The sequence below is a fragment of the Paenibacillus sp. FSL L8-0644 genome, assembly GCF_038008165.1.
GTDB classification, from domain to species: Bacteria; Bacillota; Bacilli; order Paenibacillales; family Paenibacillaceae; genus Paenibacillus; species Paenibacillus polymyxa_D.
In genome coordinates this window covers 1,577,459-1,589,953 of record NZ_JBBOYN010000001.1, presented here as the reverse complement: position 1 = coordinate 1,589,953, position 12,495 = coordinate 1,577,459, and the positions used below count along the sequence as shown (strand labels likewise).

General features: G+C 46.6%; 12 protein-coding genes. 2 read left to right on the top strand and 10 right to left on the bottom strand.

Annotated features, from left to right (window positions below; translation table 11 throughout):
• Positions 1–13: 13 nt before the first annotated feature.
• From NSS94_RS07155 to NSS94_RS07125, 7 genes are all read right to left on the bottom strand, one after another.
• Positions 14–1,171, bottom strand: a complete 1,158-nt coding sequence (locus tag NSS94_RS07155) for a ParA family protein (protein WP_341040399.1) — start codon at positions 1,169–1,171, stop codon at positions 14–16.
• A 175-nt stretch (positions 1,172–1,346) separates the two neighbouring features.
• Entirely contained in the window at positions 1,347–1,508 is a 162-nt protein-coding gene (locus tag NSS94_RS07150) for a hypothetical protein (protein ID WP_341039087.1), read from the bottom strand.
• 196 nt (positions 1,509–1,704) lie between these two features.
• A complete protein-coding gene (locus NSS94_RS07145; RefSeq protein WP_340887071.1) occupies positions 1,705–4,032 on the bottom strand; it encodes a histidine kinase in 2,328 nt (775 codons plus the stop codon).
• 215 nt (positions 4,033–4,247) lie between these two features.
• Positions 4,248–5,135, bottom strand: a complete 888-nt coding sequence (locus NSS94_RS07140; protein WP_069012197.1) for a metal ABC transporter permease — start codon at positions 5,133–5,135, stop codon at positions 4,248–4,250.
• Positions 5,132–6,061 carry a metal ABC transporter permease gene (locus NSS94_RS07135; RefSeq protein ID WP_029516359.1) on the bottom strand — a complete coding sequence of 310 codons (930 nt, stop codon included), beginning with the start codon at positions 6,059–6,061 and terminating at the stop codon, positions 5,132–5,134. The genes NSS94_RS07140 and NSS94_RS07135 overlap by 4 nt, the downstream gene beginning before the upstream one ends.
• A 5-nt stretch (positions 6,062–6,066) precedes the next feature.
• Positions 6,067–6,831, bottom strand: coding sequence for a metal ABC transporter ATP-binding protein (locus tag NSS94_RS07130; protein WP_029516358.1), 765 nt, complete (start codon positions 6,829–6,831; stop codon positions 6,067–6,069).
• Positions 6,832–6,845: 14 nt separating this feature from the next.
• Complete coding sequence (locus tag NSS94_RS07125; protein ID WP_340884737.1) at positions 6,846–7,817, bottom strand: metal ABC transporter solute-binding protein, Zn/Mn family; 972 nt, start codon at positions 7,815–7,817, stop codon at positions 6,846–6,848.
• 238 nt (positions 7,818–8,055) lie between these two features.
• Here NSS94_RS07125 and NSS94_RS07120 point away from each other — a divergent pair, with 238 nt between their 5' ends.
• Positions 8,056–8,832, top strand: a complete 777-nt coding sequence (locus NSS94_RS07120; RefSeq protein ID WP_049816931.1) for a DUF3153 domain-containing protein — start codon at positions 8,056–8,058, stop codon at positions 8,830–8,832.
• A gap of 8 nt (positions 8,833–8,840) precedes the next feature.
• Here NSS94_RS07120 and NSS94_RS07115 read toward each other — a convergent pair whose 3' ends face one another.
• From NSS94_RS07115 to NSS94_RS07105, 3 genes are all read right to left on the bottom strand, one after another.
• Positions 8,841–9,266: a thiol-disulfide oxidoreductase DCC family protein gene (locus NSS94_RS07115; protein ID WP_340884734.1), complete on the bottom strand. Its 426-nt coding sequence runs from the start codon at positions 9,264–9,266 to the stop codon at positions 8,841–8,843.
• A 128-nt stretch (positions 9,267–9,394) separates the two neighbouring features.
• Entirely contained in the window at positions 9,395–9,721 is a 327-nt protein-coding gene (locus NSS94_RS07110; protein ID WP_013309265.1) for a hypothetical protein, read from the bottom strand.
• 123 nt (positions 9,722–9,844) lie between these two features.
• Positions 9,845–10,264, bottom strand: a complete 420-nt coding sequence (locus NSS94_RS07105; protein WP_029516355.1) for an organic hydroperoxide resistance protein — start codon at positions 10,262–10,264, stop codon at positions 9,845–9,847.
• Positions 10,265–10,849: 585 nt separating this feature from the next.
• On the opposite strand from NSS94_RS07105, the gene NSS94_RS07100 reads away from it, so the two are divergent.
• The gene (locus NSS94_RS07100) at positions 10,850–12,169 is read left to right on the top strand and encodes an Nramp family divalent metal transporter (RefSeq protein WP_340884731.1); all 1,320 of its coding nucleotides are present in this window, start codon (positions 10,850–10,852) and stop codon (positions 12,167–12,169) included.
• Positions 12,170–12,495 lie beyond the last annotated feature (326 nt).

The window sequence follows — 12,495 nt, the reverse complement described above, 5'->3', positions numbered from 1 at the left end:
TCATCAGCCCCTTTTAAGACCAAACGGTGGCCGGATGTGTTACACCGTCCACATTCAGCAGCTCCCGGCATAGATGACGAATTTCCCGCTGATAAATCGGTGAACTTAGCAACAGCTCACGGTGCTGCATCTGTTTCCATGAAGGTATATAGGGTAACGCTCCGTTTAGCTCCATGAAGTCACGAGGTAACGAGTTGATCATAGTTCCCATATAGCGGTTCACCACAAAGCTGGTTTTGCATATCATGTCTTCAAGCCCTTCAGGCAGCGTGGTTTCTAAAACATCCAGCCATAATCCGCACTTGTGCATGCTCATTAAATCGTCTGCCAGCAGCCAAATCAGCTTATGACTAGCTTCAAGCACGGCTTGAGCCCGATCACCTTTTTCAGAATCGCCATCTACGATCACTACATCATACTGTCCACTTTCGGCAACTGTTCGAATCAGCTCTTTCGCTTCATCACAAGTCATATCCGTCAGCTCCTTGCGATTATAGACAGGCTGAAAAGTATCCGCCTGAATTTCAGGGCGACGAACACAATAGGAAGCAATGGATAACGGAGTCTCCTCACTCCCTTCTGCCTTGAGATCATAGAGCAGCCTGGACAGCCCTTCTCCTTCTGCTCCGCTAGCACTGCCTGAACCAGTGAATAATGAGCTTGAATCCACCGTCTCCAGATTCAGATAGAATACCGAATATCCCTCATTCCCCAGCTGTTTGGACATATTGAGTGCGGCCGTTGTCTTGCCCAGTCCTCCGGAAGCTGCTACCATGCCGATAATCATCCCACCTTCCCGGCTGTTTACACTTTTCCGACCATTTGACTTCTGTCTCGCCGTTTCCAAAATAAAACCGACCAGTTCAGATAAAGGCTGATATTTTAATAAAGGCTGTCCATATTCGCTCACTTGTTCTCCCTCATGCAATACCAAACAAGGAATATCAGCAGCTTCCCTGTCTGTCCATAGATTCAAAAAGGGAGTTTCACCAACCACCACATCCGGTCTTTTCATTCCGCTGGTTTCCATCATGTATTGATGAAATGCCTCCGGTTGCGAAAAAGCCGTTATTCTCAGCCTTCTAGCGTACTCGCTTCCGTGAACATAATTCAGCAGCGGCTCAATATAATCCCGACCTTCTACGGCTAATACCACTTTCACTGGAATCATAATGCTCATCCCTTCCCTAACACAACAACGCAAAAAAGCACCGTTCATCCATCCGTAAGTACATACGGTTGGTGAACGGTGCTTCCGTCACGTGCAATCTATTTACTGGTAGAATAGCATAGCGCTTATATTAGAGCAAGTATTTTTTGTGCAAGTATCTTCCAAAATCCTCGTACTAAGAGAAGGCGGGCAGTCTAGCCCCGCCTCCTACCATCTTCATCTTAGTAGAATTTGTGGTGACGACGATGACAGTCATGATGGCGATGATGGCGATGATGACGTTTCCGGCAATGACATTTCTTATCAAAATCTTCATGTTTCCGATGATCACGTTCAAATTTAGGTTTAAACTTAATGACAGTCACCTTAATGATCTTCTTAAAGACACGTTTTTTTGGCTTTGGAAAATGACAATGATGCTTACGATGTTTAAACATTTAAATTCGCCTCCATTTCTTTGAGATAGAATATACTATGGAAGCAGCGAACCATCGGTAACCAGCATATGACTATTTATGAATTTACTGGGCTAATTAATGATCTACCTCCAGCTTAATATCCGGGTCATAATCCGCCACAATTAGAACATCCATATGACGTGCTTGACGGAGAATCCTCGGCACAACCGCAGACTTCCCCCAACAGCTACTTCGGGAAGACTGCCCCACGATAAGCTGCGTTCCTGAATATCCTTCCACCGGAGCAATCAAAATGTCGGCAATCTCGCGTCGGCTGGAAACAAGCCGCATCTCAAAGGTTCCCCCCAGTCGGTGGGTCAGCAACTTTAGTTGTTCCAGACGAGGGTTCAGTCTCTCGGGTATACACTCACCGACATGAGCATACGTCACAATCCACACAGCCTTTAGCCGAAAGGCGATACGAAAACCACGGCGGATCAACCTTTCAGCATTTTCGCTTAGCGTCACGCCTACGAAGATCACTTCCTCCCTGCGCCACGGTCCCCGAAGTGATTCGTGTCGATCCCAGGATTCTAACCGCTCATCTACGTCATCTGCCAATTCCCGCAAAGCAAGTTCACGCAACGCAATCAGATTGCCCAGTTTAAAAAAGTGGCTAAGTGCCTGTTCCACCTTCGCAGGATCGTATATTTTGCCCTCACGCATACGCTGCTGCAACGATTTGGGAGCCACATCAACAAGCTGTACTTCATCGGCCAGACGCATCATATGGTCGGGAACAGTCTCTCTCACTCGTATGCCAGTAATCTGTTCTACCGCATCATTTAAGCTCTCCAGATGCTGTACATTCATTGTAGATATCACAGAAATCCCTTGTTCCAAAATGGCGAGCACATCCTCATAGCGCTTGGATCTCAGACTTCCTGGGACGTTGGTATGAGCCAGCTCATCAATTAGCACCACCTCGGGATTGCGCCTGAGAATAGCTTCGGTGTCCATTTCTTCCAAGTGTGCGCCATGACGCTCAATGGACTGACGAGGGATCATCTCCAGAGAGCCTACCTGGGCCAATGTTTCTGCTCTTCCGTGCGTTTCCAGCAATCCGATAACCACATCAATCCCGCTCTCCAGCAGATCGTTTCCCTCTCTCAGCATCGTGTATGTTTTGCCGACCCCCGGAGCAGCGCCAATGTATACCTTGAGCTTGCCTCGCAGGATTTTGGCTGCCTCAGCCTGTGCTTCCTCAACGCTCAAACGATGATACGGGTCATTCTCTTCTACCTCCTGTCTCATCGTTGGTAAAATTCGCTCACCCTCCTGCTCGGCTCGGTCCGCAATCAGCAGTAGATCCATATTTTTCATTCGTTTTAAAATCCCGTTCACCAGCGATCCTTTCATCAGCTCCTGCCACGGAGTCTGCCGAGAATGTCCCATAACAATACGGGTAACATTGTGCGTCACCGCATAATGAATCAGTTGGCGAGGCAACCTTCTGCGGGAAAAAAGCGGGATTTCTTCAAATGTTGATCCTATCTTGTCGGCCAATTGCTCAATTGAGCGCTTAAAGGCTGCTGATTCCTTGGACAGCTTGCGCTTCGAGCTGACAAAGGAGACTACTAGCATATCTCCACCCAACCGCTTGGCGACCTGTTCCCCCCTGCGTACATAAATGGACCCATTCCAATGATATTGGACAGGTACTAAAATACGCTCTGCGGCTCCTGACGCCCCGTGCAAGCCCAACTCCTCCCGGTGCCGTTCCAGCGAATCATTCACATCCTCTGCTACCAATCGCAAGGCAAGCTCACGCAATTTACCCAGATTTCCCCGGTGAAACATCTCAGGATTGGGCGTATGCATGTAGCCTTTCGCCAGCCGTTCCAAAATCATCTCCGGGGTGGCATCAATCAGACGAATTTCATCCGCCAGCTCCAGTGTATCAACCGGAACCGTATATTCCGCTTCAAAGCCTGTCAACTGATATACCCACTCCGTAATTCCTTCGAGTTCATAAACATTGACCGTCGTAATGACGCTAATCCCCTGCTCCAGCAAATACCGAATATCCTCCAGCCGTGTTGGAAATGGGGCGTCTTTCCGGTTATGATGTGCCAAATGATCCACCAGTACCACCTCAGGATTTCGTGCCACCAAAGCTTCCACATCCAGATCCTTTTGCTCCTCACCATCTTTTATCCAATGAATACTAGGCACTCGCTCCAACGTGCCGACCTGTTCCACGGTCTCAGGCCGCTGCATGGTCGATACCGCACAAATCACAACATCGATACCTTCATGCTGCAGCGACCGTCCCTCATGCAGCATGTGATACGTTTTACCCGAGCCACTGACCGCACCCATGTATATTTTGAGTCTGCCTCGATGCAATTTGTTAATCGAATCCAGTATTTCCTCTGGTGATTTACGTTTGAAGCTCTCCACTTTCGTTCCTCCCCACAGCGTAGCCGCTCGTTCCGTCCATCTTATATGGTTGTAATGAATGTACTCCCGTGTCCCAATCAATTCAAGATGATCAATCAAGCTTGCCCCAAAAAAAGCCGCACAGGGTAGCATAAGCGCAAAAAAACGTGCATTCAGGTCTCCTATGCCTGAATGCACGCTATTTTGGGTAACTCATATGGGATCACTTCCTACAATCACTTGCTATCTTCGCCAACGATCCCCCGTTGTTGAATTAACTTTTGCCATACCACACCATGAGACGGGGAAAAGAGAAAAGCCAAAAGCAGCAACACACCCGATACACACAGCATACATGCCGCAATAGAAGCATCCAATACACTTGCTGTGTAAAAGCCTGCGACCGAGCTGATGGCCCCAAGTCCGACACTGTATACAATCATACGGGACAACTTCTCCGTCAGCAAATAAGCGGTAAGAGGCGGTACAACGAGCATGCCAACCACCAGAATTGCGCCCACGCTCTCAAATGACGCCACCGTCGTTAATGAGACGAGACTCATCAGCAGATAATGAAAAAAAACAACTGGAATGCCTAATGAAGCTGCCAAAGCGGGATCGAAGGAAGTAATTTTAAATTGCTTGAAAAAGCCCCCTATCACGAGCAAATTGATCAAAAACATCGCACCCGTAATCCACACAGCCCTCGGACCGACATCAAAGCCAGCTATCTCTAACGTATTCCACGGCACATAAGCAATTTCCCCATATAAAACGTGATCCATATCCAGATGGGCATTGGAAGCAAACACGCTGATCAGCAAAACACCGATAGCAAACAATGTCGTAAACACCACGCCAATAGCAGCATCACTTTGCAGACCGCTTTGTTGGAACAGCTGAATCAGGTACACCGTTAGAAGACCCAGCACTGCCGCACCAAACATCATCCACACCGAATCTCTCGATCCGCTGATGAGAAAGGCAATGACAATCCCCGGCAGTACCGCATGACTGATTGCATCACCGATCATAGCCATTTTTCGGAGCACAAGAAAGCACCCAACGATACTACATCCCCCTGCCACTAACATTCCCGTCAAAATTACATAAAATGAACTCATAGGGCACGCTCCTCCCTTGGCTGTGTTCCGACTGTCAGCTCCAGATTTTTCCTGGCGTTCAACCGAACGATAGCCTTGGAGATCATCCCGCGCTGCGGCGCAAAAATCAAGCTCATTCCAAACACCACAGTCGCACACAACACACATAACGGTCCTGTAGGCAGATTTTGCCCCAGAGAGCTAATGAGCGTCCCACCAAGCCCCGCTATAGCACCAAACAAGCCTGATAGACACACCATGACACCCAGCTTCTCTGTCCAGTATCTTGCCGACACTGCCGGGGTAATCAGCAAGGCAGCCATCATTATGACTCCCACGGCCTGAATGCCAGCAACCACCGCAATGACAATCAATAGCATCAACAACTTATCCAGCCAACCTGCCGGAAAACCAAGTCCGCGCGCAAAGCCAGGATCAAAGCTGAGCAACTTAAATTCCTTGAAAAATAATATACATATTCCGATGAGTACCACTGAAATTACCGCCATCGTATAGACATCAGACAATACCATTGCCGCAGCTTGACCAAATAGAAATTTGTCCAATCCGCTTTGGTTTCCTGCGCCACTATGCTGAATTTCGGTCAACAACATAATGCCAAAGCCAAAAAATACCGACAGCACCGCTGCAATCGCCGAATCGCTTTTAATTCGCGAATACCGGGTTAACGCACTGATAGCAAAGGTCGCAACAATCCCTGCAATGGCGGCCCCAATCATAAATCCAAACACAGATTTTGTACCTGTGATCATAAATGCCACACATACCCCCGGCAAAGCCGCATGTGCCAAAGCATCTCCCATGAGCGACTGCTTGCGCAAATACATAAAACTGCCAATCACCCCGCTGCTTAAACCGAGCAAAATGCAGCCCAGCAAAATCCACTGCATGTTTGGATCGGTCAAAAGCGTTGCCAAGCTTGTCATACTGCTCACCTCACTCCAAGTATCGTGCCGGAATCCGGGCCTGTTTTGAGTATACTCAGACGCCCGCCATACGTACGCTGCAGATTTTCCTCGGTAAAAATATCTGTCGTCTCTCCAAACGCCATAAGATGCCCGTTCAACAGCATAACCTGATCAAAATAATCCGTGACTGTAGATAAATCATGATGAACGACAAGCACGGTTTTACCCTGCTGTTTCAGATCGTTGAGCAATGAAATAATGGCTTTTTCCGTTGCAGCGTCCACACCGACGAACGGTTCATCCATAAAATAAAGCTGAGCGTCCTGCGCGAGTGCTCTGGCTAAAAAAACACGTTGTTGCTGGCCGCCAGACAATTGACTAATCTGTCTGTCTGCATATTGGCTCATTCCAACTTTGTCCAAACTCTCCATTGCAGCCTGACGATCTGCTGCTCCCGGACGCTTAAACCAGCCCAATCTGCCATACCGTCCCATCAAAACCACATCCAATGCGTTCGTCGGAAAATCCCAATCCACCGACTCCCGCTGTGGTACATAGCCAACCTTAAGCAGCTGTTGCTTATAGGGCTTGCCGTAAACTAGCACCTCGCCCCTAAGCTTTGGAATCAATCCAAGCGTTGCCTTGATCAGTGTAGATTTCCCAGCCCCGTTCGGGCCGATAATACCAATCAGCTTGCCTTCCGGCACCTCAAAGGAAACATCGAACAAAACGGGCTTTTTTTGATAAGCTACCGATAAATCACGAACGACAAGTGGTGAATGCCCCATGTATCTCTGCCTCCTTATTTAAGAGCTTTAACAATCGTATTGACGTTATGCTTGACCATTCCGATATATGTTCCATTTTCTGTGCCCTCTTCACCCATGGCATCCGAATACAGCTCGCCACCAACCTCAATTGTATGACCTTGCTGAGCGGCCCCCTGAATAACCGCATCTATGGCCTTTCTCGGAACACTAGATTCTACGAATATGGCCTTGACTTTATGCTCCACCAAATAATCTCGCAGCTTGGTCACATCTTGAGAACCCGCTTCTGATTCTGTGCTCATACCTTGAAGTCCTCTCACTTGAATGTGGTAGGCATCTCCGAAATAGCCGAAAGCATCATGTGCCGTGACAAGCACGCGCTGGGCTTCCGGTATACTGGCAATCTGCTCTCTCGTGTAATCATCCAGCTTTCGCAGCTCAGTAAGATAGGCTTCTGCGTTGGCCTTATATTCCTCCGCATGAACAGCGTCTAGCGTCGACAATTCATCTCTGACGGTTTCTACCGCAGACATCCAATTCTGTACGTTAAACCAGATATGTGGATCATGCTCAGATCCCATTTCCGGGCTACCTGCACGCAACTGATCCTGTGTGATGTTTTTGGACACGGGTATGACGGGTTTTTGCTTGCTGATTTTCTCCAGAATGTCCTGCATTTTACCTTCCAGATGCAACCCGTTATAAAAAATAACATCGGCCTGATCCAGCTTGCGCATATCTCCCTGTGAAGCCTTGTACAAATGCGGGTCAACGCCTGACTTCATAATTCCCGTGACCTCCACATGATTACCGCCGACCTTGCCGACAATGTCAGAGATCATACCGATGGTAGCCGTAGCCTTTACTTTTTGTCCCGTCTCTCTCGCACTTCCCTGCTCTTTCTTCTTAGCATCGGTACATGCAGTCGCTAGAACCAGAGCTAGAGACAATACTCCAACTGTCGTTACCCAGCGCGGCAAAGCCTTCTTAAACTGCTTGTTCATGTTTTAAAATCCTCCTTTGAATTTCGTTTTGGGACAAACTATTTCCTTGATTCAATTATTTTTTATCAATACTATATTTTAGAGTATACACTAAAGTTTTTACCTAGGGAAACATTTTGTGAAATATAATTCTTCTTATGTATTTCGTTATACCGTTCGATTTTCGTTCTCCCAATGTGTAATATATAGAAGATATCCAATCGTTAAACCAAAGAATACATATAAAGAGGTGTAGGTCATGAAGCCAATAGGGTACAGCCCATATCGGAACAAACGTCGGCAAGTTCGGATACGAAAAATACTGCTCATTTTTATGCTGGTATGCTGTCTGCTTGCCCTAACTTCCTGTGCTCGAGGTGACATCCATGTAGATGTTCATCTCGATCAAAGTGTAGATATGGATGCGACGTTCAGCGTAAACAACCAGACACTGATGATGTTGGACAATCCCGGGGTGCTAGATCAATTAGTCAAGCGTATTCAAAGCAACAATGTAGATGTACAGCCGCTAGCTGAACAGGGAAGAAAGGGATATCAAATCAAGGGGCATTATCAAGGAGATTGGAGCACAAACAAAAAAAATCCCAGTCAGGGATTACATCTACCTGAGGGATTAGAAATAAAGCGCGCTGTGAGCCAACATTTTTTCACAACGAATATTGATCTTACCATGAAGCTCGATCTACCACGGATGCTTCCTGAAGAAGCTCAAGGACTGAGTGACAAATTTAAGCAAATGAATGTGTTTGCGCGCAAATTACTGGAGCGGCAGCTGGATCTTAACTTCAGCCTATCCTTACCCATCCAACCTGCTACCCATAATGCGGACCGTGTGTCGGAAGACGGAAAAACACTGTACTGGAACATTGCTCCATTGGAATCTAACGAGCTAAAATTGTCTGTTAACGTGCCCAATGTACGACATATCATGTATGTAGCTGTTACGAGCCTGATATTGATCGTGATCGCTGTGATCTTACTAATTCGTAGACATCGCTCCAAAAAAGAAACTTAAAAAAGAAACTAAAAAAATCGTTGTCTAATTTCTGGTGGGGGGATCAGACATTGATCCTCTTCATCCTTGCCAAACCAACGATATCGGTTACGCGCCACCCAGTTATAGACTGCGTTGCGCACAAAGCGGGGTACCAGGATGAAACCATAGGCCAGCGGGTATGGAAAACGAAGACGTTTGGCAATTCGCAAAGCCGCGGTGGACCTTGTATAATACGTACCGTCTTCAATCAGCACGAACGTATCCAGCTGATCCGCAGATAGTCCTCCTGCACGTAATAGTTCTTGTCCTGCCTCGGATTGCAGGGAACCAAAATGAAATGTTCCCTTAGGGTCACGCTTGATAATAAAGCGGACTGCTCCCTGACAAAAGTGGCATACCCCATCCACCAACACAATGGAGTAATCTGAATGAGCATGATCAGACTGGTTCATATAGCATTTCACCTCCAGGAAATCAACGGCATGAATACAATCAACGCAACCATATGAATATAAACAAAAAAACGCCGAAAGTATCCGACGCTTGTTTAGAAATGTATAGTCTTTACCTGTTCGAAAAACTAGCTCAATGCTTTCTCAAACAGCTGTTTCGTATTAATTTGCTCTAAAAACTCCTCATGGAACTTATCCATACACTTGCAGATAAAATCCTTATGGCATACCGGGCAAGGCGTCGTTAGCAGTCGACTAATATTCGTCAAGGTCCACTCCGGATGACGTTGAGAAAAAACGCGGCACTCCGTTCCATCGGCCAAACTCATTTTAAACTCATAAAGCCCTTCTTTTTCGTTGCTGCCAGCCAGCGTGAAATTAACAATATTCGGTCTGTAAGACATCATATCACCCGTATTTTTCAAATTTGTTTCGTACCTGATGACCAGAATCACCTAAGCCATCTTAATGAATTTTGGCGATGATGTCAAATGGTCGTGAATCTCAGCGAATCAAGATCTATGTGCAAAAGCCCCCGATAAATCGGCGGCCAGAGTGTAGAAGTTATAGAAATGCAGTCAAATGACATTAAGCTCGACATCAATGTTACCGCGTGTTGCTTTGGAGTACGGACAAAAATCATGCGCTTGGCGTGCCAAATCTTCGGCCAGGGCGCGTTCAATACCGGGTATTTTCACATCCAGACGTACCGCCAGCTGGAAGCCGCCATCGCTTGGATCCTTGCCGATAGATACGTGGCTAGTGACCTCAACATTGTCCACCTTCACCTTAGCCTTCCGGGCCACATTAGCCAATGCGCTCTCATAGCAGGCACCATAGCCTGCCGCAAACAATTGCTCTGGATTCGTAGCTTCTCCACCTGCGCCACCCAGTTCCTTCGGCGTGCTGAGCTTATGCTTCAAAACTCCATCGGATGAAGCGACTGAACCGTCTCTTCCACCATGTACCGTTGCTGATGCTGTGTATAATGCTTCCATGATTTCATCTCTCCTTCACTATATTTTTTGCATTCCGCAGGAACCTATCGTCATGTTAATACATGATTTCCTTCTCGTATGTACTTTAAACGAACTACATAAAATGAATCATTTGAAATATGGATGTAAACTAGTACATTTACCGTTTAGTTCCACCCCACCATGTTTACACTATATGTTATAGGTCCCTACTTGGGCCGTCTACATTGAACAACCATCTCCACCAGTCGTTTAATTTTCGGGGACGGAATAAGGTAAGACCATTTTATGGTCCTACCCATTCGATGGGATAACTCTGTCGCACGTGAGAAGGAAATTCACAAAATATGGAACGGGCCTTCACCCGGTAGATGGACAACAATTTAAAAAATCCAAAACGACCAAGCCGCTCCCCTCAGAGCGATATAGCTTGGTTTTTCTATGGTTCAGCTTATACGATGGCCATATTGCTTCAAAAATACGATTAACTTGCTTGACCACACAAAAGTTGTACTAGACAAAAACTATTGGGAGTGTACAATAGGGATAACACAATCGTTATGTCACTAATAATATATTTCAACATCCATAAAGAAGGTGAAGCGTATGAAAAATACAAAGGGTAACTTCGCGGAAATCGCTTCACTGTCGGAAGTGAATCGTTCCTTGAGCGTCCCAAAAGACGGGACCTGGTTTCGGAAGTTTCTTGCCTTTGCTGGACCCGGCTATATGGTCGCAGTCGGCTATATGGACCCCGGCAACTGGGCTACAGACATCGCCGGCGGATCAAAATTCGGCTACACGCTGCTTAGTGTCATTCTAATCTCCAACCTAATGGCCATCCTGCTGCAAGCCTTATCTGGCAAGCTTGGCATTGCCACAGGTAAAGATTTGGCTCAAATGTGCCGTGATGCCTACAGTCGTCCTGTCGCGATCGGCTTATGGCTCTTGTGCGAAATTGCCATAGCAGCCATGGATTTAGCCGAGGTCATCGGTTCAGCCATTGCGCTGAAGTTGCTGTTTGGTCTACCGTTACTATACGGAGTTATCATTACCGCATTTGATGTTATGCTCATTTTACTGCTGCAAAACAAAGGCTTTCGGGCATTGGAAACCCTCGTCATTGTACTGATGGCGACGATTGCCGGCTGTTTTGGCATTAATCTCATTTTGGCACAACCGGAATGGGGCGGCGTATTGGGTGGCTTTGTACCAGACTCGCAAATTTTGACGAATCCAAGCATGCTGTATATTGCTATCGGTATTATGGGTGCTACCGTAATGCCGCATAACCTGTATCTGCATTCTTCTATTGTACAAACTCGCAAATTTGAGCAGACTTCAGCAGGTAAACGGGAAGCTATTACATTTGCAACTTGGGATTCCAGTATAGCGCTGATGTTCGCATTATTTATTAATGCCGCCATCTTGATCGTGGCAGCTGCTGTATTCCATACGGCAGGAAGAACAGATGTAGCCGAAATTAGCGATGCCTACTATCTGCTTTCGCCCCTACTGGGAACCACACTGGCGAGCATACTATTTGGGGTAGCGTTACTCGCCTCAGGGCAAAATTCAACCGTAACAGGCACTTTAGCCGGGCAAATCGTGATGGAGGGCTTTTTGAATCTTCGTCTTTCACCTTGGTTGCGTCGTCTGGTGACCCGCCTCATCGCGATCATTCCAGCGGTCATCGTCACTGCCATCGCAGGTGAAAAAGGTGCGGAGGAACTGCTTGTGCTGAGCCAGGTCATCCTGTCCATCCAGCTTCCCTTTGCCATCATTCCATTACTGCTCTTTACCAGCGACAAAAAGATTATGGGCGAATTCGCAAATAAAATGTGGCAAAAAGTACTAACCTGGCTCGTGACCGCAGTCATTATCATCTTGAATGTAGTACTCATCATCCAAACGATTTCAGGTTGAACAATAATGCTTACAGACGCCTAGCTACACCCAAAACAGGAGATATCCAAAACGCCATAAAAGGCGTAGTGATATCTCTTTTCTTTATGCTTAGCTCCGCATTCTTTTCCACAAATCTAACATCAAGCATGCTCTCATGATCTCCTTACCCGACACGGATCGAATATTCCCGAGTTGTAGAGCGCTCCCCTTACTTACGAACCTGTTCGTATTGCTTTTCAAAAGCTCTTTTTAACTTCAAAAGTCATATTACCAATTTTCAATTGTATGTCTATTCATTTAAGTAAAATTCTTTACTTCCTTAGTTTGTAATGCTACAGTAAAAT